This is a genomic window from Candidatus Accumulibacter necessarius (assembly GCF_036625085.1).
In genome coordinates this window covers 357,535-382,812 of sequence record NZ_JAZKUM010000004.1, presented here as the reverse complement: position 1 = coordinate 382,812, position 25,278 = coordinate 357,535, and the positions used below count along the sequence as shown (strand labels likewise).

Sequence of the window (25,278 nt, the reverse complement as noted above, 5' to 3'; positions counted from 1 at the left end):
TCAGGGGATCCGCTGGCCGCGGCGCTTGTGGTCGCGTGCTAGCTTCCGCCGCCGGGCGAGGCTGGCCGGCGGACTCGCCAGCGCCCGGGCGTGACGCCACTCCAGCGTGAGAACGCCCGGCTGAAGGCGCTGGCATCGGCGTAAGCGAGTGCCGCGGCGATTTCACTCAGCGTCATTGTCGAATCATCGAGCATCTGCCGGGCGATCTCGAAGCGGACCTCGTCGGAGAGTTGCTGAAAGGTGGTTCCGCAGGCCCGCAGGTGGCGGTTCAGGGTACGAACATGCATCGAGAAAAGGGCAGCGACTTCGGTCGCCGCAGCCCCGTGCGTCAATAGCGCAGTCCGCAGCACTCGTTGCACCTGGTGCGGGAAGTCACCCGCAGTTCTTGCCTCGAGTTCGTCGATCTGCTTCTGCAGCAGGCGACGCAAGTCGGGGTCCGCTGCTGCCAAAGGGCGTGTCAGCCACTCGGCGGGGAAAACCAGTGCGTTGTGCTCGGCGTCAAAGCGCAGCGGCGACTGGAAAAAGCGGCGAAACGGGCTGATATCGGGCGGTTCCCGGTGGGCAAAGAGAACCTCGCTGGCTTGCCAGCCGGGCCCGCACAGCCGGCGCATGATGTTGAACGCGACGGCGATGGCCCCGTCGGCGATCTGCTCGGCGGCCTCGACAGCGGGCTGGTAGATGGCGTAGCCGAAGAGCGCCGAGTTTCCGTTGATCACCAGCGTCGGCACTGCGCCGCGGTCGTGGTGGTGCAGATAGCGAACCAGTGTGCGCAGGGCGGTCTCGACGTCCGGCGAGTGTTGCACGAGGAATCCGACCAGACCGAGCGACGCAGGACCGCCCTGCTGACCAACCAGGAGTCCGAAATGGCTGCAGCCGGTCCTGGCGACACAGATCGCAACCAGACGGCCCAGGCTGACGAAGGGAATCATGTTGTCGGGGTCATCGAAAAGGCTTGGGCTGATCCCGGCCTCGGCGAGTAGTTCCGCCGGGTCGACGCGGTGGTCGCGCAGCACCGCAGGAATCGCTGCCGCCCCACCAACGCGAACGACCGCCTCGTCAAACGCTCTCTTAGCTCGCAACCGTCTGCTCCCGTTTTCGAAAATTGCGCTTTGTCCAGGGTGCCCGCTACCCGAACGCCGTCAATCTGTCGTGAATTGTATATCTTCTGTCGCGAATAGTCGCGACACGGCCCCGGGTAGAAGCATGATAATGCGAACGTCCGCAACAGCGAGGGGTTCGGATACGCCAGCTTCTGCCAATGGGTCGACGACGTGGAATGGCTGTGGTATCTGCGGCAACCTTTGCTTGTCCCGCAATGATCCACCGGCCGGTCAGGTTCCGTAGCCAGCCCGGCGGCAAGCCAGCACCGTGACTAACACCAACCGGAGGGAAAAGCAAGGATGGAGACAGGAAAACTCTTCAGGCATCGCGTTGCCGGCGTCATGTTCGGTGCCCTCAGCCTGGCAGCGGTGGCACCGGCGGCGGCCGCCGATGACCTTGTCGGAGCAAGCCGCTTCGACGGTCAGTGGCATTTCAGCCTGACGCCTTACGCGTGGCTACCGACGATCTACAACAGCGCGTCGTTCAACGGACCATTCGGCATCTCGGGCGGCGTGGACACCGCCATGCACACTACCCCGAACGACTACCTCGACGACCTCTCGTTTGCATTCATGATCGCTGGAGAGGCGCGCAAGGGCGACTGGTCGGTGTTCACCGACTACATCTACATGAAGCTCAAGGCACAGGACACCGGCGTGCGAACTGTCAGGGGGCCGGGAGGGGCTGCCTTGCCGGTGGCCGATCTGGGCGCTACGATGGATTTGAAGTCCGACGTCTGGACACTTGCCGGCAGCTACACAGCCTGGCGCCGCGGCGCCTCTCATCTCGATGTTTTTGCCGGCACGCGCTACCTGTACATGAACCAGACGCTCGACTGGAGCATCAGCGGTGCGGCCGGCCTGCTCCCGGGGCGCCAGCGCACGCTTTCGGCGAGCATGAACAAGTGGGATGTGATCGCCGGCGTGAAAGGGGAGGTGAGTCTCAGCGACGATGATCGCGTCTTCATGCCCTACTACCTTGATATCGGCTCCGGGTCCGACAACACGACCTGGCAGGCAATGATCGCTCTGGGCTACCGTTACGGCTGGGGTGATGTCACGCTGGCGCTGCGCAACCTGTCGTACGACTTTACCGGCAGGGGTGAAGGCATTGACACCCGCTTCACCGGCCTGGCCCTCGGCGCCACCTTCCACTTCTAGATTTTTCACCAGGTTTTTTCTCCAAGGAGGCTGACATGCAATCAGGCTTACGTTTGCTGGCGTTTGTTGCAGTCCTTGCGACATCTCTAGCCACCAGTGGTTGGGCGCTCGGGCAGCAGGTCACCGGCACCCTGGGCTCGCCCAGCGCCACAACCACGGTCAGCAACAAGCAACTGCCGCCACCCGATCCGAAATTCGGTGGCGTCATCAAGGATGATGCGCTGAACTCGAAGGCCTGGTGGGCACCGCGTGTCGTGCCGCCGAAGGGCGCGCCGAACGTGCTGCTGATCATCACCGACGACGCCGGCTTCGGCGTGCCGAGCACCTTCGGTGGCGTCATCCCGACGCCGACGATGGACCGCATCGCGAGCGAAGGCCTGCGCTACAACCGGGTTTTCTCCACCGCGCTGTGCTCACCGACGCGCGCCGCACTGATCACCGGGCGCAATCACCACTCGGCGGGCTTCGGCGTGATTTCCGAGCAGTCGACCGGCTTCCCCGGCTACAACAGCATCATCGGCAAGGACAAGGCAACGATCGGCCGCATGCTGCTCGACAACGGCTATGCCACCTCGTGGTTCGGCAAGGACCACAACGTGCCGGCCTTCGCCGCCAGCCAGGCCGGGCCCTTCGACCAGTGGCCAACCGGCATGGGTTTCGAGTACTTCTACGGCTTTGTCGGCGGTGACGCCAACCAGTGGCAGCCGAACCTCTTCCGCAACACGACGCAGATCTATCCTTTCCAGGGCAAACCGGGCTGGAACCTGATCACCGGTATGGCCGACGACGCGATCGACTACATGACGCGCATCCACCAGACGCAGCCCGACAAGCCGATCTTCATCAAGTACGCGCCGGGCGCGACGCACGCGCCGCACCACCCGACCAAGGAGTGGGTGGACAAGATCAGCGCGATGAAGCTGTTTGACGGCGGCTACGAGAAGTTGCGCGAGACGATCTTCGCTAACCAGAAGAAGCTCGGCCTGGTTCCCCGGGATGCGAAGCTGACGCCCTGGCCCAATGAAATGCTGAAGCCCTGGGACCAGCTAAGCGCCGACGAGAAGAAGCTGTTCATCCGCCAGGTCGAGGTCTTCGCTGCCTACGCCGCCTACAGCGACAACGAAATCGGTCGCGTCATCCAGCACTTCCAGGATCTCGGCAGGCTCGACAACACGCTGGTCATCTACATCAACGGCGACAACGGCACCAGCGCTGAAGGCGGACCGATGGGCACGCCGAACGAAGTCGCCTTCTTCAACGGCGTCGGCGATTTGCCGGCTGACGTGCAGCTGAAGTGGTACGACGTCTGGGGTACCGAGCAGACCTACAACCACATGTCGGCCGGCTGGTCGTGGGCCTTCGACACGCCCTTCGACTGGTTCAAGCAGAACGCCTCGCGCCTCGGCGGCATCAACCAGAACATGGTCGTCTCGTGGCCGGCGCGCATCAAGGACAAGGGCGCCCTGCGCGAGCAGTTCGTGCATGTCATCGATGTCGTGCCGACCATCCTCGAAGCGGCGGGTATCAAGGCGCCGGAGATGGTCGATGGGATCAAGCAGGCGCCGATAGAGGGCACCAGCTTCGTTTACACCTTCGACCCGGCGAATGCCAAGGTCGCGTCGCGGCACAAGACGCAGTACTTCGAAATGATGGGCCAGTGGGCGCTCTATGACGACGGCTGGCTCCTCAGCACCAAGGTCAACCGCGCACCGTGGCAGGCCTTCGGCGCGGCCAACCCCGATCCGCTGAACAACCAGGTCTTCCAGCTCTACAACCTGGGCAAGGACTTCAACCAGACCAACGACATCGCCGCGCAGAACCCGCAGAAGGTCAGGGAAATGCGCCAGAAGTTCCTTGCTGAAGCGAAGAAGCACCAGGTCTTGCCGCTGGATGCGTCGGTGGCGGCCCGCATCGTCGCGCCACGCCCGAACATCACGGCCGGCCGGACGGAATTTGTCTACACGCGACCGATGGTCGGCCTGCCGCAGGGCGACTCGCCGTTCCTGCTGAACTCGTCCTACACGATCACCGCCGACATCACTGTGCCCCAGGGCGGCGCCGAGGGCATGATCCTGACCTCGGGCGGACGCTTCGGGGGATACGGCTTCTACGTGCTCAAGGGCAAGCCGGTGTTCCTGTGGAACTTGGTCGACCTCAAGCGCATCAAGTGGGAAGGCGCCGAGGCGCTCACCCCGGGCCAGCACACGCTGGAGTTCGATTTCAAGTATGACGGTCTCGGCGTCGGGACGCTGGCGTTCAACAACATGAGCGGCCTCGGCCGGCCCGGCACCGGCGTCCTGAAGGTGGACGGCAAGGTGGTGCAGACGATCACGATGGAGAAAACGCTGCCGATGATCCTGCAGTGGGACGAGAGCTTCGACATCGGTTCGGACACGCTCACCGGCGTCAACGACGCCGACTACAAGCCGCCGTTCGCGCTGACCGCCAAGCTCAACAAGCTGACGATCAAGGTCGACCGGCCGCAGTTGTCGCCGGCGGACATCAAGAAGCTGGAAACGGCAATGGCTGAGGCGCAGGACGGTAAGCCGCCGACAAACAAGTAAGCGAAACGGTTGGCGTCCCGATGGGGGCGCCAGCCGCGTCCATTTCGATCTGGCGGGGAACCATGAAAACAGCGGCTGCGCTCTACCTCTCACTCTTAACCGTTGCAATCGGAACCATCCCGGCGACGGCCGTTGCCCAGCTTGTCCCCAAGGCGGCAATCCAGTCGGAATCCGCTTTTTCGGCCCTGCCGGGACGCTGGGTGAGGCCCGATGGCGGCTACGTCATCAACATCAGGAGCATCGATGCCAGCGGCAAGCTCGACGCCGCTTACGCCAATCCGAACCCGCTGCCGTTTTCCAGGGCAGAAGCGACGCGCGAAGGCAATGTCATCAAGCTCTTCTTCGAACTGCGGGCCGCTGGCTACAACGGATCGACCTACACCCTGACCTACGACCCGGCAGCCGACGTGTTGAAGGGCGTCTATTTCCAGGCGGTGGCGCAGCAGAAGTTCGACGTCTATTTCACGCGTGCAAGGTGAGTGAGGTGTTTTTTCGCTAGCGATCATGAGATGTTCCCCAAATGATTCATCGGCGTGGATTTCACGCCTAACCGCAGGAGGCAGAAATGTTCAAGAAAACGCTCATCACAGTCGTTCTGGCCGCCACCCTTGGCGGTTGCGTCAGCCAGAGTACATATAACCAGGAAGTACAGACGGCGAATACCTACGCCGGCCAGAGCCGTACCTATCAGGCACTCAGTGCACAGCTCCAGAAAGAAGTTCAGGCCGATCAAGTGCGTATCAAAGAGCTACAGGGCCAACTGACTGTCACACTGATCGACGAGATTGTATTTTCTTCCGGCAGTGCCCAGATGAATGCCAAGGGCCGCGAGACGCTGGAGAAGATCGTCGGCACGCTGCAAAGCGTCACCGACAAGCGCATTGTCGTCCGCGGCTATACCGACAACGAGCCGATTGGCTACGAACTGCGCCAGCGCTATCCAAGCAACTGGGAACTTTCTACCGCACGTTCGAGCGACGTAGTACGTTTCCTGCAGGCAAAAGGCATCGATCCGACGCGGCTTGAGGCTTCCGGCTTTGGCGAGTACCAACCGGTTGCGCCCAACAGCACTGCTGCCGGACGCAAGGAAAATCGCCGTATCGAAATCGTCCTCACCGATATGAAGTTCTGAACGACGGATCCATAAACCCAGGAGTTCATGATGACCAGACAACTCACGATTATTGCAGCCCTGGCCGCGACACTTGTTGCCGGAACTGCCCACGCGCAATATCCAATCATGGATCGTGTCGCCAGCAAGGTGATCGAGAAGTACCAGACCTCGACCTGCCAGCAGCTATGGCAGGAAAAGGCGCAAAAGCAGGGCCAGCCGAAGCCGGAGATGGAACAGCGCGTCATCCAGATGCTGCAGCAGGATCCGCAAATGCGTCAGGCTTTCTTCGACAAGGTGGCAGCCCCGATCGTCAACAAGATGTTCGAATGCGGGATGATTCCATGAACCTTGTGACCAACCACTTCATTCGTCAGACCGGCATCGCCCTGGTCCTGAGCCTGCTGGTGGTGACCGGCGCCAGCGCGCAGACGGCGCCATCCGGCGCCAAGCCGGCCAAGCCGGCGGTCAAGAAGAAGGCGGCGCCGGTCGACAAGCCGGCACTTGAGGCGCGCGCGGTTGACCTGCTCAAGGCGACCAGCGCCCGGTTGGCAGCGGCCAAGGCGATGTCCTTTACCGCCACCGTCAGCTACGAGCATCCCAGCCGCCTCGGCCCGCCCCTTGTGTTCACGTCGCGCTACGACGTCGTGATGCAGCGGCCGGAAAGGCTCCGGGTCATCAACCTGGGCGACGGCCCGGCCTCGGAGTTCTATCTCGATGGCAGGACCATGGTTGCCTTCGCGCCGGCCGAGAACCTCGTCGCCATCGTCGAGGCGCCGCCGACCCTCGAAGCAGCGCTGAGGATGGCGTTTGAAAAGGCGGCCATCTACTTTCCGTTCACCGACTTGCTGCTTCCCGACCCATTTGCCGCGATCGCCGACGGCACCAAGCTCGCGTTTTACGTCGGTCCGTCCGGACTGGTTGGCGGGGTCAAGACCGACATGGTTGCCTGGGCCAACGACGACGTTTTCCTGCAGATGTGGGTGGGTGCCGACGACAAGCTGCCGCGCCGCATCCGCGCCGTCTTCCGTGCCGACCCGCTGCGCCTGCGTCACGACATGGAACTGTCCAACTGGCAGCTCGATCCGGCAATCGCGGCCGATGCCTTTGGCACGGCGAAGGCGAAGGATGCTCGGCGCATCGACTTCGCGCATCCGGCCGCAAAGCCGCCGCCGGGCGTCAAACCGGTCGCGAAGTCGCCCAAGCCCGCAACCAAGTCGCAGTGAGAATGGAGGCGAAAATGAGCAAGTCACTTATCGGCATATCGATCCTGCTGGCCGGCGCCCTGTGTTCGTCGCAGGCCATGGCATGGGCCAGCGCCAACCGCTTCGGCGGTTCGACCGCGCACGTTCCCGGCGCCACCGAGCACACAAACGCCTTCGGTGGCAGTTCGGAGCACGCCTATGGCGAGGGCACCGAGCACACCAACGCCTACGGCGGCAGCACCGCCCACGCCTGGGGTGGCGGCACCGAGCATACCGATGCATATGGGGCGACGGCCTACCGGCCCCCCGCCTACCCGGGATATCGGCCGCCAGCCTACCCGGCGTATCCCGTCTATCATCCGCCGGTCGCGGTACCGGCCTATTCGTCGGGCTGTTACGGCTGCGCTGCTGCGGCCGGGGCGGTGGTCGGCGTGGCCGCCGGAGCGGCAGTGGCGTCGGCCAATACGGCGGCGGCGACATCGACCGCCTACGCTGCCGGCGTCGCGGCGGGTGCCGCCAGTGCGCCGGTGGCCTACGCGATGGGCGTCAACTACGCAGTGCTGCCGTCTGGGGCGTCGCCTGCGAACGTCGGGGGTGCCACGTACTACATCGTTGGCAACACGTGGTTCAAGCCGATGTATGGCGCCAACGGTGTCTATTACCGCGTTGTACCAACTCCCTGAGAGGGAGGTCGACCCCGCTTCCCGGAGCGGGCGCAATGCAAGAACCTGAAAGTCAATTTAGAGGATGAAACGATGAAAGCTTCAGCATTTATCTTGTCTGCTGCGATGCTGGCGATGACGTTTGCTCCCGGTGCTTACGCGGTGGAATGCGTAGACGGTGTTCGTCGTGCCGAGTGTGAAACATCGCGAGGCGCTGTGGAGGTCCGCAAGCCGGTCGAGCCCGTTCCGGCGCGCGGGGTTGAAGTAGCTCCCGCACGGGGGGTTGAAGTCGCCCCTGCCAGGGAGGTTCCCGTGGCGCGTGACGCCGAGGTCCGTGCGACGCCGGAATGTCGTATGGTCGACGGTCGGCGAGTCTGCCGCTAAGCAGCCCGGCCTGTGCTTGGCGCCCGGTCGCTTGGTGGGCCCCTGCCGGGGCCCTTTCTGCTTCAATCTCGGCAGCGGCAGCATCCATCGCGCCGTCTCCAGGTGACGTGCCAGCGCCCGTGAGTGGGGTCCAGCAGTGCCTCCTGTCGCGCCACGTTCCCGGGCAGCCACCGCGTCCGCGCAGTGCGGCAGCCGTGGCGGCACCGGCCAAGCTCGTTCCCGTTTCCACAGGCAACTCTCGCGCCAAGCGGGAGCGAGCGCAGCTTGACCGCCCCTGGCCGGGTGGCTAGCATGTCTTGGCTGTCGTTGAGCCACTTACCAAACCAAGGAGTCTGACCATGAAACTGCACCACCTCTTGATGAATGGCGTAATCACTCTTGCCTTGTTGTCCGGTGGCGCTCTGGCCGCTGACGACAAGGCCGCCAAGCAGGCCGAGATCCGCACGGTCGCCCAGGCCTCGCTGGAGAAGTTCTATGCCGCGCAGCCGGAGCTCAGGGCGCAGGTTGCCAAGGCTCCAGGCTACGGCGTGTTCACCACTTACGGGCTGAGCTTCCTGGTTGGCGGTGCCGGTGGCAAGGGACTGGTCCATAACAACAAGACGAAGAAGGACACCTTCATGGCGATGGCACAGGCGAGCGCCGGTGCCGAGGTCGGGATTGCGGAAAGCGAGACCCTGATCATCTTTGCGTCTCCAAAGTCGATGGACTGGTTCGTCAACAAGGGTTGGGAAGGTGGCGGCGGCGGCGGGATGCAGGCCGGCGCTGGCGGCAAGTCGGCCGGCGTGGCGGGCGGCGGCGGCCCTGGCGGGGCGTACTACACCCTCACCAAGAACGGTCTGCAGGCCGGAGTCGCGGTCAAGGGGACCAAGTTCTGGAAGGACGGGGATCTTAATTAAGCGGATGTCCGCGAGAGGGGGAGTTACACCCTCGGCCGGTACGTCGTATGCACATTGCTGGAATTCGCCGTAACGTTGGTCTACAAGGTTTCCTGGCAGTCGTGGCACTCTGGCTTGGCATTGGCGCCAGCAGTGCAGCGAAAGCTCAGGACATCGAGCCGCGCGCCTATTCCAACGCCCCGGTTGGTGTGAACTTCCTGATCACTGGCTATGCCTATACGGAAGGTGCGGTGCCGTTCGACGCCTCGTTGCCCGTGGAAAACGCGCGCCTGAGGACGTCCAGCCTTGTCCTGGCGTATGCGCGCGTCCTTGATCTGTGGGGCAAGTCAGGCAAGTTCGACGCCATCGTGCCCTATACCTCGCTTTCGGGAACGGCCGAGCTTGCGGGTCAGCCCGTCGACCGCGAGGCCAATGGTCTGGCCGATGCGAGGTTCCGATTGTCGGTCAATCTTTACGGGGCGCCGGCGCTGACGCTGCAGGAATTCAGGAATTACGAGCAGGACCTGATCGTCGGCGCGAGCCTGCAGGTCTCGGTGCCCTGGGGCCAGTACGACTCCAGCCGGGTGGTGAACATCGGCACCAACCGCTGGTCGTTCAAGCCCGAGGTAGGGATTTCCCAAGCCGCGGGTCCGTGGACCGTGGAGTTCCAGGCCGCAGGAACCTTCTTCGCAGACAACAAGGACTTCTTCGGAGGCAGTACCCGGTCGCAGGATCCCATCTACTCGTTGCAGGGGCATGTCATTTACGGTTCCCGCTCGGGCATCTGGGGTTCGCTCGATGCAACCTACTTCACCGGTGGCCGCACGACGGTCAACGGCGTGACGAAGGATGATCTCCAGCAGAACTGGCGCCTCGGCGGCACGCTGGCTTTCCCCGTGGACGTGCGCAATTCTGTCAAGCTGTACGGGAGCAGTGGCGTATCGGCACGTACCGGCAACAACTACGACCTGATCGGGATTGCCTGGCAGTATCGCTGGGGCGCCGGGTTGTGAGAGGCACGCGCCGGACGGCATCGTACGGGGCAGGGCGCTGGCTTTGCGATGTCTCCCGATGGCTGCGAACGCGCTTTCCAGTCCTGCTGCTGGCCTTCGTTGTCGCCTTGCCTGCTGGTGCCGGCTTCGCCCAACAGGGCGATCCGCTGCGCGCCGTCGCCGACAGGAACGAAGAGATCTCGAACCGCATCGCCGAGGCGACGATAGCGATCGAGGAACCAAAGAAAGCGCTGGCGGACTTGCGCCGAACGCAGACCGACCTCGAGCAAAGGATGCGCTGGGTTGAACGCCGTGCCAGCGTGCAGGCCCTCGGCGAGGAATTCGCACAGACGCTCAGGGAGTATCTGCGCGGGCTGCCGACGTCCGAGCAGTTGGCTGCCGGCAAGGCGCGCCGCATGGAGCTTCTGGCCGCCGCCAGCGATGCCGAACTGGCTGTCGAGCGCGCCCTGCACCGGCTCGACGATCGCGATGCCGTGATCGACAGCCTGCTGGCGAAAGTCCAGCCGCCGTTCGCCGACGAGGAACTGCCACAGTTGAAGCGGGCGCTGTCGGCGGCGCTGCGGCAACAGCGCGACCTGCTGCAGCGGCTGGCCGGCGAGCAGGAGCAACTGCGCAAGACGCTCAACGAGGCGGGAGATGAGGCGGTCGCGCTGCAGAAACAAGCCGACGCCGCGCGTACGCAGTTGACCGATCTGCTGTTCTGGACGCCCGCGCCACCGACCGCACAAACGCTTGCCGAACTCGCGCCGGCGCTGCGGTGGACGTTCTCGGCCGCCCACTGGCAGGAGGCTGCCGCAGCGATGCAGGCGGAACTGGTGCGCAAGCCGCTCTGGCCGGCAGCGGCGCTGTTGTCAGCAGGGCTCCTGCTGGCCCTGCGCGGCAGATTGCGGCGGGCACTGCTGGCCCTGTCGCCGGCTGCGTTGATGGTCGATCGCTACCGGATCGGGCACGCCCTGGCGGCTCTGGCGGTCACCTGCCTGCTTGCGCTGCCCCTCCCGCTGCTCATGTGGGCGGCGGCCGGCACGTTGCTGGGTGCCCCCGAGAGCCTGGATTTCGTCGGCGCGCTGGCGGAAGCGCTGTACCAGGTCGGCCGGCTGTTGCTGGCCCTGCTGATCAGCGCCTGGCTGCTCGACCAGAATGGGGTTGCCGTTCGCCACTTCGGCTGGGACGAAGCCCTGATGGCGGCCACGGCGCGCGAGTTGCGCCGCGGTCTGGTCATCTTCGTGCCACTGATTTTCGTGGCCGGCCTGAACGGGATGGCGCACGCACCGTTTGCCAACGAGGAGAGTCTCGCGCGCCTGGCCCTCAGCCTGGCAGTGCTGACGCTGGCCGGGTTCTTCTTTCGCGTCCTCCTGCCCGGCGGCGCGTTGATGCGCGGGTTTAGCGAGTACGCGCCCGGCACCTGGGTGGTACGGCTGCGCCCTGTATGGTTGGTCGCTTTGGTCGGCGTTCCCTGCGGCGTGGCGCTACTGGCGCTGGCTGGCTACTTTGTCGCGGCCGGCTACGTCTTCGGACGACTCGTCCATTCGCTGTTTCTGGTGCTGGGGGCCGTGGTTCTCTACGGTCTGATGGCGCTGTGGGTGCAGATTCAGCGCCAGCGGCTCGCCCGGGAGCAGGATGGGGAAGGGGGTACACAGGAGGGCACGCCGGCGAAGCAGTCCGCAACCACCGGCGAGCCCGGGCGAACGGTCGCGCATGAAAGCAGCGCGCCGCGGCGACCGCGGCTCGACATTGCGGCTCTCGGCGAGGAGACCCGATCACTGCTCGATTTCATCGTCTCCCTGCTGCTCGTCGGCGCGCTCTGGTGGGTGTGGCGGGACGCGGTGGCAACGCTGGGGGCGATTACCGACTACAAACTCTGGAGTTACACCGACAGCCTTGGCGGCAAGGAGGTGACGCACGCGCTCACCGTCGGCCGTCTGCTGCTGGCGCTACTCGTTCTGGTGATCACCGCCATCCTGGTGCAGCGGGTCGGCGCGCTGCTCGACATCGTGCTCCTGCAGCGTCTGGACATGCAGGCCGACGCAAGCTATGCGATCACGGTGGTGACGCGCTACGCCATTGCTGCCGTCGGCATCGTGTCGTCGAGCCGCCTGCTCGGCATCGGCTGGGAGGACGTGCAGTGGCTGGTCACGGCGCTCAGCGTTGGCCTCGGCTTTGGTCTGCAGGAGATCGTCGCCAACTTCGTGTCGGGGCTGATCGTGCTTGCCGAGCGTCCGATCCGCATCGGTGACGTGGTGACAGTCGGCGACGTCTCCGGCAAGGTCGCGCGCATCCGCGCACGGGCAACGTCGGTCATCGACTTCGACAACAAGGAAGTGATCATCCCGAACAAGGCCTTCATCACCGGTCACGTCGTCAACTGGACGCTGTCGAATCAGATCATCCGACTGCTGATCAAGGTCGGTGTCGGCTACGGCAGCGATATTGGACTGGTGCAGCGGGCGATCCTCGAAGTCGTGCGCGGCAATCCCGAGGTACTGCAGGATCCGGCGCCTTCGGTCTTCCTCGTGGCTTTCGGCGAAAGTTCGCTGGACTTCGAGATTCGCGCCTTCGTTGGTTCGCTCGACAAGCGCTTGCCGGTACAGCACGAGATCAATCGGGAGATCGCCCGCGTCCTTGGCGAGCACGGGATCGAAATCCCGTACCCGCAGCGCGACCTGCACATCCACTCGGCGCCGGGAGCCTTGCCGGGAAACTTGCGGGACGATCAGCAAGATCTTGGCGTTTGACAGATGCTCACTGCCGACCCAGCGGCAGCCAAGGCTGGGCGTGGAAACATGTGGCGGCCAGGAAGCTATCTGGATGGTCAGCGAGGATGCGGTAGATCTGCAGATCGCGCTGGGCAAGGCGCAGCAGACGGAGGGCTTCCCCAATGGAGGGCGTCATGCAACACCTGTCCTTCGACGCGTGCCTCGAACAACACCGTGCCGGGAACCTGCCCACGCCGCTCGTATTCACTCATAGGGTAAATCAGCAAGTCCAGGCCAACCCCTGGCGCAACCCTGCCGACGGCCTCCATCAGGCGCATGTATTCTGCCGCCTTGTCCGGGACTTCCCCTCGATGACCACCAGGTCGAGGTCCGAACCTTCGTCGCCTGTGTCGTGCGCGCAGGACCCGAACAGGATGACGCGAGTCCGTGCCATGGATGAGGTTGAAAGCACTGCCGCTCAGACCGGAACGCCGAGGACGACGTGGCTGGCCTTGATCAGCGCCGTCGCCGGGACACCTTCCTTCAGACCGAGTTCGAGCACCGCCTCGTTGGTGACCACGGCATAGACCGTCGATCCGCCCGGCAAGACAATCACCACTTCGCTGTTCACTGCCCCCTTGCGCACGCTGCTGACCTGGCCGGTCAACTGGTTGCGCGCCGAAAAGCGCACGTCCGGTTCGCCGGCCAGGATGATGACCCACGGCGCCTTGACATAGGCAATCGCTTCCTGGCCAACCGCCAGATCGAGCGACTTGACACTGCCTTCTGTAACAATCGCGACAATCCGGTCGCCGCCGGGCAGTGTCAGTTCGACTTCGGCATTCACCGCACCATCGACCAAAGCGGTGATTTTTCCTTTGAAAACATTGCGTGCGCTGACTTTCACCGTCTTCTCCTGGAAGGTTTGAGGGATCTGGCCCGATTCTCGCTATATACTTTTATAGGTAACGTGTTATGTCGGGTTGCGAACACTTTAGAGGTGCCCTTCGATCAGCACAACCATAACGCCCCGATATTTTCGGGGCGGTCTGCCACGCCAAGCGGCGCGGCGGCTTTCGCTATATAGATAGTTACATTGCGAGACTGATGAATACACATCGCCTGCGCGGCAAACTCGAGGTCGATACCGAGTTCGGCACCTTTCTTGGCGACACCCGCATCCGCCTGCTAGAGGCGATCGACACGCACGGTTCGATCTCGCAGGCCGCCAAGGTGGTACCGCTTTCGTACAAGGCGGCGTGGGACGCCATCGACGCCATGAACAACCTCGCCGACCAGGCGCTGGTCGTGCGCTCGACCGGCGGCAGGCACGGAGGCGGCACGCAGATCACCGACTACGGGCGCAAGGTCGTGGCGCTGTATCGTGCGTTGGAAGCGCAGTATCAGGCCGCGCTCGAGACCCTGAGCACGAGCATGAACGACGGCCAGGCCAGCGATTTCGATCAGTTCCGCCAGTTGCTCAGGCGCATGTCGATGAAGACCAGCGCCCGCAACCAGTTCGCCGGCCCCATCGTTGGGCTGCGCGAGGGTCACGTCGACTTCGAGGTCCGCCTCAGCCTCGACGCCGAGAACGAAATCGTCGCTGTCATCACCCGCGACTCGGCGGAAGCCCTGGGCCTGGCCATCGGCATGGAGATCAGCGCGCTGGTCAAGTCGTCGTCGGTGCTGTTGTTGAACGACCCCCAGGTCAGGACCTCGGCGCGCAACCACCTGTGGGGCGAAATCACGCGCATCCACGACGGCCCGGTGAATTCCGAAGTCACTTTGAACATCAAGAGCGGCAAGACGGTCTGCGCGGTGATCACGCACAACAGCGTCGAGCGCCTCGGGCTGGCCGTCGGTCAACCGGCCTGTGCCGTCTTCAAGGCCTCTGCCGTCATTCTTTGCAAGTACGTTTGACGCTGAAAGGAGACCCCCGATGAAACGAATTGCGCCCTTGCTTGTTGCCCTGTTCACCACCGTCTGCGCCAGCGCCGACGAAGTCCACGTTGCTGTCGCCGCCAACTTCACCGCGCCGATGCAGCAGATCGCTGTCGAGTTCGAGAAGGATACGGGGCACAAAGCCTCTCCGGCCTTTGGCGCGACCGGCAAGTTCTACGCCCAGATCACCAACGGCGCGCCCTTCGAGGTCCTGCTCTCGGCTGACGACGAGACGCCCGCTCGACTGGCGAAGGAGGGCCACGCCGTCGCCGGCACGCGCTTCACTTACGCCATCGGCAAGCTGGTCCTGTGGTCGGCCAATCCGGATCGGGTCGACCCGCGCGGCGAGGTTCTGAAAAACGGCAAGTTCAAACATCTGGCACTGGCCAACCCGAAGACCGCGCCCTACGGCGCGGCAGCCGTCGAGACCATGACCAGGCTGGGTGTGCTGTCGGCACTGCAATCCCGCTTCGTCCAGGGCGAAAACATCAGCCAGGTCCACCAATTCATCAGTACCGGCAATGCCGAGCTCGGTTTCGTCGCCCTCTCGCAAGTCATCAAGGACGGCAGGATCGCCTCCGGCTCGGCGTGGAGCGTACCGGCCAATCTCTACGAGCCGATCCGCCAGGACGCAGTCCTGCTCGGCAGAGGCAAGGACAAGCCAGCGGCTACGGCGCTGCTCGCTTATCTCAAGAGCGACAAGGCCAGGGCGATCATCCGGTCATTCGGGTACGAACTGCGCTGACCATGGCCGTCCTCCACCACACGGGTCAGCCACGGGCTGTGACCCGCTGCCCACATGACGATCCGACCTGGTTGATTCATCGCTTCATCCAGACCGACATCGACGGCCCGCCCGGGCGTGGTTTTTTCACCCTTGCCGAGAGTCATCCCGCGTGAAGTCAGCCATGAGCCCCTATCGACTCCCCGACGCGTTTCTCGAAACCCTGCTGCAGGAAGACTGCCCCTGCGGCGACGCCACCACTTTTGCCCTTGACATCGGTCACTTGCCGGGCCACCTGGTTTTTCGGGCAAGAGGGGAAATGGTGCTCTGCGGCAGCGAGGAAGCCCAGCGTCTCGGCGAACTGCGCGGGCTGACGGCCGTCGGTCCGCTGCGCGTCAGCGGCAGTCCGCTTGCCGCAGGTGACGAGATCCTGTGTCTCGGCGGCGACGCCGCCAGTCTGCACCTCGTCTGGAAGACGGCGCAGACCTTGATGGAGTACCTTTCCGGAATCGCCAGCAGTACGGCCGCCATCGTCGCTGCCGCGCGGCGCGGCCACCCGGCGGCCAGTGTCGTGTGCACGCGCAAGAATTTCCCCGGCACCAAGGCGGCGGCGATCAAGGCCGTGTTCAGCGGCGGCGCATCACCGCATCGCCCGAGTCTGTCGGAAACGCTGCTCGTCTTTCCCGAGCACCGGGCCTTCCTCCGCGATGAGGCCCCTGGCACGACGATCGAGCGCCTGCGCCATCGCTGGCCGGAGCGGGCAATCGTCGTCGAAGTCGATAGCGAAAGCGAAGCACGCCGCTGGATCGACGCCGGAGCGGATATCCTGCAACTCGAAAAAATGCCGGTCGATACTCTGCGCCAGATCGCTGCCCATGCCGCAGCCAGCCGGCAGGTGACGAAAATCGCCGCCGCCGGTGGCATCGACGTCGGCAACGCGGCGGCCTACGCCGAGGCGGGTGCGCAGATTCTCGTCACCAGCGCGCCCTATTTTGCTCGTCCGCGTGATGTCGCCGTCACGATGGAATCCGGTTAGCCAGGATGGACAGCGCTGCTGCGGATTTCGCCGCCGTCTGGCTGACGCTCAAGCTGGCGACGGTGGTGACGATTCTCCTGCTGATCATCGGCACGCCGATCGCCTGGTGGCTGGCGCGGACAGGTTCGGCGCTCAAGAGCGTGGTCGGCGCCGTGGTCGCGCTGCCGCTGGTGCTGCCGCCGACGGTGCTTGGCTTCTACCTGCTGATCGCCATGGGGCCGCAGGGGCCGGTCGGACAGCTGACGCAGTGGCTGGGCCTCGGCCTGTTGCCCTTTACTTTTCCCGGTCTGGTCGTCGCCTCGGTGTTCTACTCGCTGCCTTTCGTCGTGCAGCCGATCCAGAACGCCTTCGAAGCCATCGGCGAGCGACCACTGGAGGTTGCAGCCACTTTGCGTGCCGGCCCCTGGGATGCATTCTGGTCGGTTGCCGTGCCGCTCGCACGCCCCGGCTTCATCACCGGGGCCATCCTCGGCTTTGCCCATACCGTCGGCGAGTTCGGCATCGTGCTGATGATCGGCGGCAGTATTCCGGGCAAGACCCGCGTCGTCTCGGTGCAGATTTACGACCACGTCGAGGCGCTGGAATACGCCCAGGCGCACTGGTTGGCCGGCGGCATGGTGCTGTTCAGCTTTCTCGTGCTGCTCGCGCTGTACATCTTCAACCCGCCGCGGAGGAAGGGCGCATGAGCCGGGAAATCCGTGCCCGCCTGCGCATCGAACGTCGCGACTTCAAGCTCGAGGTCGACCTGACGCTGCCGGGCCGCGGCGTCACCGGTCTCTTCGGCCATTCCGGTTCGGGCAAGACTACCTGTCTGCGCGCCATCGCCGGACTCGAGCGTGCCGCCGACGGCTACTTTGCAGTCGGCGACGAGGTCTGGCAGGACGAGGCAAGAGGCCTGTTCGTGCCGCCGCACCAGCGCGCGTTGGGGATGGTCTTTCAGGAAGCCAGCCTCTTTCCTCATCTTTCGGTGCGCGGCAACATGCAATTCGGCGAACAGCGCACGCCGGCCAGCAAGCGCCACTTCGCCCTCGCCGAAGTTGCCGAACTGCTCGGCATCGAACACCTGCTCGACCGCTCGCCCGGCCAGCTCTCCGGTGGCGAACGCCAGCGCGTGGCGATCGCCCGCGCCCTGCTCGCTGCGCCGCAGATCCTGCTGCTCGACGAGCCGCTGGCAGCGCTCGACCTCAAGCGCAAGCTGGAAATCCTGCCTTATCTGGAACGGCTGCACCGCGAGCTGTCGCTGCCAATCATCTATGTCAGCCACTCGCCTGACGAAGTCGCGCGACTCGCCGACCATCTGGTGCTGCTCGAGCAGGGGCAGGTTGTTGCCAGCGGCCCGCTCAAGCAGGTGTTGAGCCGCATCGACCTGCCCGCCGCTTTCGCCGACGATGCCGGCGTCGTCATCGAGACCCGGCTTGCTGCGCAGGAGGCAGACGACCTGAGTCGACTCGAGTTCTCCGGCGGACAGATCCTCGTCACGCGCCGGGACGAGCCGATCGGCACGCGGCTCCGCTGCCGCATTCATGCGCGCGATGTCAGCCTGGCGCTGGTGCCGCAGGTACACAGCAGCATCCTCAACAGCGTCGAGGCGACGGTCGTCGATCTGGCGTCGACCGACACGCCGGGCCATATCCTGGTCCGCCTCGATGTCGCCGGCGAGCCGCTGCTCGCCCGCATCACCCGTCGTTCCGCAGAAAGGCTGGAGATCCGGCCCGGCTTGGCGCTGAAGGCGCAGATCAAGGCCGTCGCACTCCTCGCCTGAGCGGCATACAGCGTGCCAGGGTGCAGGACCACCCTGCGAGTTGGCCAGGAGCAGCCGGTGAGGTGAGCGAGAATTCAACAGCGACCGATCTCCCGCGATACTGCGTCAGCTCTTTACACGTCGGTCGTCACTCGCCGACCAGTCCATCAATAACACCCTGAAACGCGAACTCAGAGAAGAACTTGACGGGCTTCGCTACGAAGAACACTAGCGGTTTGAGCGCTGGTCGCGTTTGCCGCCGTATCGCATGGTGGCCGGCGCAGGGAACCACCACGCCTACACCGAATACGCCTTCACTCTTTACACCCTACAACTCACGCCAGCGGGAGAATTACACCTGCCTGATTGTGGGGCGAACGAATTGCCGAGAAACGGGTTACCGTTCCCGATGCCTGCGTCAGCGGATACGCGCTGGCCGATGAAACACGGGTGATCGACCTGCCCGCCTCAGACGCCCACCCCTTACGCATTGGCAAGACAGGAAAGGAACGAAACAGCGAACTCGGGCTGACCGAACCGGGACGTCATCTGCTTCAGCTTCAGCTTCTGGGCTGGCGTGCTCCTGGCTTTTCCATTGAAACAAGGCCCAGCGTGCAATGTCTGCGGAGCGGCTGGGTTCGCCTTGACGCCAACGCCATTGCGGTCCCCCGAAGTATCCTGGCGAAAGGTTTGCCCCATGATCCAACAGCTTGGCCTGCGCAGACTGTGGCGGACGCAGAGCAAAGTGGACACCGCACTCGTTGTCCGTCGCCTGGGATCAGCGTAAAGTCGAACGCAGCAACGAAAAGCAAACGCGAGGACTGACCGATGAAAACGAATGCCCTGATGGACGAAATTATTTCCCTGCCCATGGAAGAACGTGCGCGGATAGCTGAAGCGCTATTGCAGAGCCTCAATCCACAAGATGACGCTATTACCGCCGCCTGGCTTAGCGTTGCCAACCAGCGCCAAAAGGAGGTGGCCAGCGGTCAGGTTCAGACGATTCCGGGGGAACAGGTTTTTGAGCGAATCCGGCAGCGCCACGCTCGATGAACATCGAGTTTCACCCCGAAGCGGCCGAAGAGTTCGAAGCTGCTGTTGATTGGTACGAAGAGCGTGAAACTGGCCTGGGTCTCGACTTCGCGGTCGAAATCCACGCTGCCATCCAACGTGCCGCCGCTATGCCCGACGCCTCATCGGCAATCGACAAAGGGAGACCGGCATAGACGAAGACGACGACGGCGAGATGGCGCTGATCCAGAGGGACATTCCCGAGGAGTGCATGGAGTTTGGCGAAAACATGCAACGGTCGGCGGATGAAGGGTGGCTTTATCCGGACGAGGATGCCGAACAATAGGGTCGAACACAACACCGGGAGGTTGCAGCCACTTTGCGTGCCGGCCCCTGGGATGCCTTCTGGTCGGTTGCCGTGCCGCTCGCACCCCCCGGCTTCATCACCGGGGCCATCCTCGGCTTTGCCCATACCGTCGGCGAATTCGGCATCGTGCTGATTATCGGCGGTAACATTCCGGGCAAGCCCCGCGTCGTCTCGGTGCAGATTTACGACCACATCGAGGCGCTGGAATACGCCCAGGCGCACTGGTTGGCCGGCCCCTTGGCTCTGAAACCTGCGGGAAAGCCTACGCTGGCAACTCGGCCGTAGCACCCAGATGTTGCCCGCTTTGATATAGTCTGCAATCGGCATAAAGCTGTCCTTGAGAGATCCCTGCCAATTTGCAAAATGGCAGGATGTTTCAAACTCTCACTCTGTCCCAACAAAAAAAGAATGCAAAAGGGCTTAACGCTGATGGCAAGCAATAATGGTGGCGTCAAATCACTCGAATCCTGGATCTGGGATGCCGCCTGCTCCATCCGCGGGGCCAAGGACGCACCGAAATACAAGGACTACATCCTCCCCCTCATCTTCACCAAGCGCCTCTGCGACGTCTTCGACGACGAGCTGAACCGCATTGCGAAGGAAGTCGGCTCGCGCAAGAAGGCCTTCCAGCTCGCCAAGGCCGACCACAAGCTCGTCCGCTTCTACCTCCCCCTCGTGCCGGACGATCCCGAGCAGCCCGTCTGGTCCGTCATCCGCAAGCTCTCCGACAGGATCGGCGAAGGCGTCACTACCCATATGCGCGCCATCGCCCGGGAAAACCCGCTCCTGCAGGGCATCATCGACCGCGTCGACTTCAACGCCACCACCCACGGCCAGCGCGACCTCGACGACGACCGCCTCTCCAACCTCATCGAGGCCATCAGCACCAAGCGCCTCGGGCTCGACGACGTCGAGGCCGACATCATCGGCAAGAGTTACGAATACCTGATCCGCAAGTTCGCCGAAGGCGGCGGCCAGAGCGCCGGCGAGTTCTACACCCCGCCCGAGGTCGGCACCATCATGTCCCGCGTGCTCCAGCCCGAGCCCGGCATGGAAATCTACGACCCCACCTGCGGCTCTGGCGGCCTGCTCGTGAAATGCGAGATCGCCATGGAGGAAGCCGCTTCTTCCCCCTCGCCCCCACCGGGGGAGAGGGCTGGGGTGAAGGGGCAATCCAAACAATTGGCCCCCCTCAAGCTCTACGGCCAGGAATTCACCCCCGAGACCTGGGCCATGGCCAACATGAACATGATCATCCACGACATGGAAGGCCAGATCGAGATCGGCGACACCTTCAAGAGCCCCAAATTCCGCAACAGGCAGGGCAAGCTCCGCACCTTCGACTGCGTCGTCGCCAATCCCATGTGGAACCAGGACTGGTTCACCGAGGCCGACTACGACAACGACGAACTCGACCGCTTCCCCGCCGGGGCCGGCTTTCCCGGCAAATCCTCCGCCGACTGGGGGTGGGTCCAGCACATCCACGCCAGCATGAACGCCACCGGCCGCGCCACCGTCGTCCTCGACACCGGCGCCGCCTCGCGCGGCTCGGGCAATGCCGGCACCAACAAGGAAAGGACCGTCCGCCAGTGGTTCGTCGACCACGACCTCATCGAGAGCGTCCTCTACCTGCCCGAAAACCTCTTCTACAACACCACCGCTCCGGGCATCGTGCTGTTCCTGAACAAGGCCAAGCCGACGGAGCGCAAGGGCAAAGTCTTCCTCGTTAACGCCAGCCAGGTCTTCGCAAAGGGCGACCCCAAGAACTTCATCCCCGACGCCGACATCCAGCGCATCGCCGACACCCTCATTGGATGGAAGGAAGCGGAAAAACTCAGCCGCATCGTCGATCACGCCGAGCTGAAGAAAAACGACTACAACATCTCCCCCAGCCGCTACATCCACACCAGCGACGCAGAAACCTACCGGCCCATCGCGGAGATCGTCGAGGAACTGAAGGTCATCGAAGCCGAAGCCAGGGAGACGGACAAGGCGTTGCGGGGCATCCTGAAACAACTGGGCGTATCGGCGTGAAAAAGAAGCCAGACAACAAGGTAACTTTGCTCACACGTTCCTCCGCGGCGGAATACCTCACCTTCATCACCGCCAAGGGCGAAGGCGGCGTCGAGGCAATCTACGCGGACGAAGACGTCTGGCTCAGCCAGAAAATGATGGCGGCTCTTTATGACGTTGACGTCCGGACGATCAACTACCACCTGCAGAAAGTATTCAAGGACAGTGAGTTGGCGGAAGAAGCAGTTATCCGAAAATTTCGGATAACTGCCACCGATGGCAAAAACTACGACACCGGCCACTACAACCTCTCCGCCATTATCGCCGTCGGCTACAAGGTCAACTCCGAGCGGGCCGTCCAATTCCGCAAATGGGCGACCATCGTGGTCAAGGAATACACCGTCAAAGGCTTCGCCATGGATGACGAACGCCTCAAGGCGGGCGGCACCGTCCTGACCAAACAGTATTTCGAGGAACAGCTCCAGCGCGTCCGCGAAATCCGCCTCAGCGAGCGCAAGTTCTACCAGAAGATCACCGACATCTATGCCACGGCCATCGACTACGATCTCAGCGCCACGGCCACCCAGCGCTTCTTCGCCACCGTGCAAAACAAGCTCCACTGGGCCATCCACGGCCACACCGCCGCCGAGGTCATCGTGGACCGGGCCGATGCCGGGAAGCAGCACATGGGCCTGACCACATGGAAAGACCTGATTAGCAACGATCGTCAGCTGGGCGCATCTGGTGAGCCCGGCTGGGCTTATCCTGAACTCTGTCACCACAGGGAGGTCAGGGCCATGGCAATGAATCGAATTCAGTTTCAACCCGGTTTGTCGATGCCAGAGTTTGCTAAGCGCTTCGGAACCGAGTCGCAGTGCGCAGCAGCGCTGGAGGCGGCGCGGTGGCCGAACGGGTTTTCCTGTCCGCGCTGCGGTGGAGCGGGACACTGTGTTCTGCGCGGGGGTTCCTGCAAGGTTTTCCAGTGCAACGCCTGTCGGCATCAAACGTCGCTGAGCACCGGGACGGTGTTTCAAGGCACCAAGCTGCCGCTGACCGTGTGGTTCCTGGCGATCTACCTCATCAGCCAGGCCAAGACGGGTCTGTCGGCGCTGGCGCTGAAGCGACATCTGGGCGTGAGCTACCCCACCGCCTGGCTCATCCACCACAAGCTGATGCGGGCAATGGAACAGCGAGAAGAGCGCTATGTGCTCGAAGGTCAGGTGCAGGTCGACGACGCCTACCTGGGAGGCGAGCGTACCGGCGGCAAGGTCGGGCGCGGTTCGGAGAACAAGGTGCCCTTCGTTGCAGCCGTCTCGTTCAGTGAGGAGGGCCACCCCTTGCGTGCCAAACTCACGCTCGTTCCCGGTTTCACCCTGACGGCAATTGCCCAGTGGGCCAAGAGCAACCTCGCTCCGGGATCGACGGTGCTGTCGGATGGTCTGGCTTGCTTCAACGCCGTCATCGACGCAGGCTGCGTTCATCAGCCGACCGTTGTCGCCGGGCGAAAGCCCAAGGACCTGCCAGAGTTCAAGTGGGTCAACACGGTCTTGGGTAATCTCAAGACCAGCCTTTCGGGCTGTTATCACGCGCTTGCCTTCCGAAAGTATGGTGCTCAGTACCTCGCCGCTTTCGCCTACCGATTCAACCGCCGATTCGATCTCAGGACCTTGAACGCGCGGCTCCTGCTCGCCGCCGTAGCCTGCTCGCCGCTGCCCCAGCGCTCGATTCGGGCGGCTGACGTTCATTGCTAATCAGGTGGAAAGATGCACCCCATGGAAAAATCCAGAAGTTCGATGTCAGCGTCGCAAAAAACTACCTGACCGAACCGGAGATGGCGCAACTCTCCCGCCTCGTCAACGCCTACCTCGATGTCGCTGAAGACATGGCCCAGCGGCAGATCCCCATGACCATGCAGGACTGGGAAACCCGCCTCAACCGCTTCATCGAAGCCACCGACCGCGAAATCCTGCAGGACGCCGGCAAAGTCACCGCCGAGATCGCCAAAGCCCACGCCGAATCCGAGTTCGAAAAATACCGCATCGTCCAGGATCGCTTGTTTGTCTCGGATTTTGATGCAGAGGTGCTGCGGATCGCCAGTGGTGAGGAGAAAAGTGGAACTGAGGAGGCCAGCGCCGCGGATGCAGTGGATCTGAAAGCCATCGAGGACCTGGAGAAGGAACCCAAAGGGAAGGGTGGCAAGGCGTGAGCGATTGGCAAACAAAGCGCCTCGGAGACATCCTCCAACTCAAGTACGGAAAGAGTCTTTCCGTGAAGAATCGCGTCGAAGGGCCGATACCGGTTTACGGCTCAAATGGAATCGTTGGCTCGCACAGCGAAGCAATCGTCGATGTGCCGGGCCTTATCGTTGGGCGAAAGGGATCGGCTGGACAAGTTCATCGTTCGCTCGGCCCGTTCTGTCCTATCGATACGACCTTCTACGTCACTGCAGCGGATGCGCCCGATACCGATCTCGAATTCTTGTTCTACCTTCTGCGCCATATCGATCTCACGCGGATCACTGGAGACGTCGGTGTTCCGGGTATGAATCGCGAAATGGCCTACATGGAGAAGGTCCACTTACCGGCGGCACTCCCCGAGCAGAAGAAGATCGCGCACATCCTTTCGATGGTGCAGCGAGCGATCGAAACGCAGGAGCGGATCATTCAGAACACCACCGAGCTGAAAAAAGCCCTCATGCACAAGCTCTTCACCGAAGGCCTCCGCAACGAACCCGAAAAACAAACCGAAATCGGCCCAGTCCCCGAAAGCTGGGAGGTGGTGCGATTTGAAGACAGCGTCAGCATCAAGAACGGGCAAGTCGACCCGAGGGAGGCGCCATTCGCTGACATGCTGCATGTCGGCTCCGAGAACATCGAGAGCGACACTGGCCGATTGGTGAAGTTGCAAACAAATGCCGAACTCAAAATCTCCAGCGGAAACTACCACTTCACTCCCGAAGATGTGCTGTATTCAAAAATCCGACCTTACCTGAACAAAGTCGCGCTACCTGACTCCGAGGGGACGTGCAGCGCGGACATGTATCCACTGAGATCGAGTTCCCACTTCACCCGGGAGTTTCTTTTCTACTACCTGCTTTCCGACGACTTCAAAAAGGAGGCCATTTCGTTCCAAGACAGGACGGGAATTCCGAAGATCAATCGCATGCAACTTGGCACCATCCGACTGCCCTGCCCATCGAAGGGTGAGCAGCACGAGATCACGGCTGCTCTTGCCTCATGCGACGGCAAAGTTAACGTCACCCAACGAAAACGCGAGGCGCTCCAAGACCTCTTCCTGCCTCCGTCGGCAGATCCCTGAATTTCGGCAGACCGTCCATCATCCCCAGTACCGTCTCGTGATAATGCACGTGGATACCTGGTTTGTACTCGAAATCCTCCAGAACCGCGGCGTACACATCAATGAGCCCCATACCGGGGTGTTCGGTGAAGAGGTGGCCGCCGCAAAGCGTGCACCACTTGCGGCGACTGGCCGGGGTCTTGTTGTAGCTGCCCATGTACTCTGCGCCGCGGGTCACCTTGACCGCCTCTGGGTTCCACAGTGTGAAGGCATTGACGGGGCCGGCCGACCAATGTCGGCAAGACGCGCAGTGACAGTAGCCCATCGCGGCCGGCTCACCGCTCACGGTCAAACAGGCTGCTGGCTCGAATGACTTTTGT

At 63.0% G+C, this 25,278-nt stretch carries 25 protein-coding genes and 3 pseudogenes; 23 read left to right on the top strand and 5 right to left on the bottom strand.

The features are described from left to right. Positions 1-38 precede the first annotated feature (38 nt). Positions 39-1,079, bottom strand: coding sequence for an AraC family transcriptional regulator (locus tag V5B44_RS12965; protein ID WP_332359425.1), 1,041 nt, complete (start codon positions 1,077-1,079; stop codon positions 39-41). 321 nt (positions 1,080-1,400) lie between these two features. On the opposite strand from V5B44_RS12965, the gene V5B44_RS12960 reads away from it, so the two are divergent. The 10 genes from V5B44_RS12960 to V5B44_RS12915 all read left to right on the top strand — a co-directional run bounded on the left by V5B44_RS12960 (position 1,401) and on the right by V5B44_RS12915 (position 12,807). Next, positions 1,401-2,261, top strand: a complete 861-nt coding sequence (locus V5B44_RS12960; protein WP_332359424.1) for a hypothetical protein — start codon at positions 1,401-1,403, stop codon at positions 2,259-2,261. Positions 2,262-2,296: 35 nt separating this feature from the next. Then, positions 2,297-4,825 carry an arylsulfatase gene (locus V5B44_RS12955; protein WP_332359423.1) on the top strand — a complete coding sequence of 843 codons (2,529 nt, stop codon included), beginning with the start codon at positions 2,297-2,299 and terminating at the stop codon, positions 4,823-4,825. A gap of 62 nt (positions 4,826-4,887) precedes the next feature. Continuing rightward, entirely contained in the window at positions 4,888-5,304 is a 417-nt protein-coding gene (locus V5B44_RS12950; protein ID WP_332359422.1) for a hypothetical protein, read from the top strand. Positions 5,305-5,390: 86 nt separating this feature from the next. Beyond that, a complete protein-coding gene (locus V5B44_RS12945) occupies positions 5,391-5,957 on the top strand; it encodes an OmpA/MotB family protein (RefSeq protein ID WP_332359421.1) in 567 nt (188 codons plus the stop codon). Between the two features lie 30 nt (positions 5,958-5,987). Beyond that, a complete protein-coding gene (locus V5B44_RS12940; protein WP_434735455.1) occupies positions 5,988-6,284 on the top strand; it encodes a hypothetical protein in 297 nt (98 codons plus the stop codon). Then, positions 6,281-7,162 (top strand): DUF2092 domain-containing protein, encoded by an 882-nt coding sequence (locus V5B44_RS12935; RefSeq protein ID WP_332359419.1) that lies wholly within the window; start codon positions 6,281-6,283, stop codon positions 7,160-7,162. The genes V5B44_RS12940 and V5B44_RS12935 overlap by 4 nt, the downstream gene beginning before the upstream one ends. Before the next feature lie 14 nt (positions 7,163-7,176). Then, the gene (locus V5B44_RS12930; protein ID WP_332359418.1) at positions 7,177-7,824 is read left to right on the top strand and encodes a hypothetical protein; all 648 of its coding nucleotides are present in this window, start codon (positions 7,177-7,179) and stop codon (positions 7,822-7,824) included. A gap of 701 nt (positions 7,825-8,525) precedes the next feature. Next, entirely contained in the window at positions 8,526-9,083 is a 558-nt protein-coding gene (locus V5B44_RS12925; RefSeq protein ID WP_332359417.1) for a YSC84-related protein, read from the top strand. A gap of 188 nt (positions 9,084-9,271) precedes the next feature. Continuing rightward, complete coding sequence (locus V5B44_RS12920; protein ID WP_332359416.1) at positions 9,272-10,075, top strand: transporter; 804 nt, start codon at positions 9,272-9,274, stop codon at positions 10,073-10,075. Beyond that, complete coding sequence (locus V5B44_RS12915; RefSeq protein ID WP_332359415.1) at positions 10,072-12,807, top strand: mechanosensitive ion channel domain-containing protein; 2,736 nt, start codon at positions 10,072-10,074, stop codon at positions 12,805-12,807. The genes V5B44_RS12920 and V5B44_RS12915 overlap by 4 nt, the downstream gene beginning before the upstream one ends. A gap of 7 nt (positions 12,808-12,814) precedes the next feature. Here V5B44_RS12915 and V5B44_RS12910 read toward each other — a convergent pair whose 3' ends face one another. The 3 genes from V5B44_RS12910 to V5B44_RS12900 form a co-directional block, all read right to left on the bottom strand. Further along, the gene (locus V5B44_RS12910; protein ID WP_332359414.1) at positions 12,815-12,964 is read right to left on the bottom strand and encodes a hypothetical protein; all 150 of its coding nucleotides are present in this window, start codon (positions 12,962-12,964) and stop codon (positions 12,815-12,817) included. 132 nt (positions 12,965-13,096) lie between these two features. Continuing rightward, positions 13,097-13,222, bottom strand: coding sequence for a nucleotidyltransferase domain-containing protein (locus V5B44_RS12905; protein ID WP_332359413.1), 126 nt, complete (start codon positions 13,220-13,222; stop codon positions 13,097-13,099). 24 nt (positions 13,223-13,246) lie between these two features. Beyond that, positions 13,247-13,675 (bottom strand): TOBE domain-containing protein, encoded by a 429-nt coding sequence (locus V5B44_RS12900; protein ID WP_332359412.1) that lies wholly within the window; start codon positions 13,673-13,675, stop codon positions 13,247-13,249. Positions 13,676-13,875: 200 nt separating this feature from the next. On the opposite strand from V5B44_RS12900, the gene V5B44_RS12895 reads away from it, so the two are divergent. The 13 genes and pseudogenes from V5B44_RS12895 to V5B44_RS12835 all read left to right on the top strand — a co-directional run bounded on the left by V5B44_RS12895 (position 13,876) and on the right by V5B44_RS12835 (position 24,919). Further along, a complete protein-coding gene (locus V5B44_RS12895) occupies positions 13,876-14,688 on the top strand; it encodes a TOBE domain-containing protein (protein ID WP_332359411.1) in 813 nt (270 codons plus the stop codon). A 19-nt stretch (positions 14,689-14,707) separates the two neighbouring features. Continuing rightward, positions 14,708-15,454, top strand: a complete 747-nt coding sequence (gene modA, locus V5B44_RS12890; RefSeq protein ID WP_332359410.1) for a molybdate ABC transporter substrate-binding protein — start codon at positions 14,708-14,710, stop codon at positions 15,452-15,454. A 163-nt stretch (positions 15,455-15,617) separates the two neighbouring features. After that, a complete protein-coding gene (gene modD / locus V5B44_RS12885; RefSeq protein ID WP_332359409.1) occupies positions 15,618-16,469 on the top strand; it encodes a ModD protein in 852 nt (283 codons plus the stop codon). Positions 16,470-16,474: 5 nt separating this feature from the next. After that, positions 16,475-17,155, top strand: coding sequence for a molybdate ABC transporter permease subunit (gene modB, locus V5B44_RS12880; RefSeq protein WP_332359408.1), 681 nt, complete (start codon positions 16,475-16,477; stop codon positions 17,153-17,155). Then, the gene (gene modC / locus V5B44_RS12875; RefSeq protein ID WP_332359407.1) at positions 17,152-18,231 is read left to right on the top strand and encodes a molybdenum ABC transporter ATP-binding protein; all 1,080 of its coding nucleotides are present in this window, start codon (positions 17,152-17,154) and stop codon (positions 18,229-18,231) included. Before modB ends, modC begins: the two co-directional genes overlap by 4 nt. Positions 18,232-19,038: 807 nt before the next feature. After that, on the top strand, positions 19,039-19,263 hold the full coding sequence (locus V5B44_RS12870; RefSeq protein ID WP_332344965.1) for an addiction module protein: 225 nt from the start codon (positions 19,039-19,041) through the stop codon (positions 19,261-19,263). Further along, positions 19,260-19,436, top strand: a complete 177-nt coding sequence (locus tag V5B44_RS12865) for a hypothetical protein (protein WP_332359406.1) — start codon at positions 19,260-19,262, stop codon at positions 19,434-19,436. Before V5B44_RS12870 ends, V5B44_RS12865 begins: the two co-directional genes overlap by 4 nt. A 137-nt stretch (positions 19,437-19,573) precedes the next feature. Then, positions 19,574-19,873, top strand: a pseudogene (locus V5B44_RS12860) (molybdate ABC transporter permease subunit); the annotation flags it as partial. Between the two features lie 144 nt (positions 19,874-20,017). Further along, complete coding sequence (locus V5B44_RS12855; RefSeq protein ID WP_332359615.1) at positions 20,018-21,622, top strand: type I restriction-modification system subunit M; 1,605 nt, start codon at positions 20,018-20,020, stop codon at positions 21,620-21,622. Beyond that, positions 21,619-22,311: pseudogene (rhuM, locus tag V5B44_RS12850) on the top strand (RhuM family protein); the annotation flags it as partial. The gene V5B44_RS12855 and the pseudogene rhuM (V5B44_RS12850), both read left to right, overlap by 4 nt. Before the next feature lie 87 nt (positions 22,312-22,398). Next, entirely contained in the window at positions 22,399-23,352 is a 954-nt protein-coding gene (locus V5B44_RS12845) for an IS1595 family transposase (protein ID WP_332359614.1), read from the top strand. Beyond that, positions 23,349-23,807, top strand: a pseudogene (gene rhuM, locus V5B44_RS12840) (RhuM family protein); the annotation flags it as partial. The gene V5B44_RS12845 and the pseudogene rhuM (V5B44_RS12840), both read left to right, overlap by 4 nt. Beyond that, positions 23,804-24,919 carry a restriction endonuclease subunit S gene (locus tag V5B44_RS12835; RefSeq protein ID WP_332359405.1) on the top strand — a complete coding sequence of 372 codons (1,116 nt, stop codon included), beginning with the start codon at positions 23,804-23,806 and terminating at the stop codon, positions 24,917-24,919. The pseudogene rhuM (V5B44_RS12840) and the gene V5B44_RS12835, both read left to right, overlap by 4 nt. Here the strand turns inward: V5B44_RS12835 and V5B44_RS12830 are convergent. Then, entirely contained in the window at positions 24,858-25,250 is a 393-nt protein-coding gene (locus V5B44_RS12830; RefSeq protein WP_332359404.1) for a GFA family protein, read from the bottom strand. The two genes, V5B44_RS12835 and V5B44_RS12830, sit on opposite strands and share 62 nt — an antisense overlap. Between the last annotated feature and the right edge of the window lie 28 nt (positions 25,251-25,278).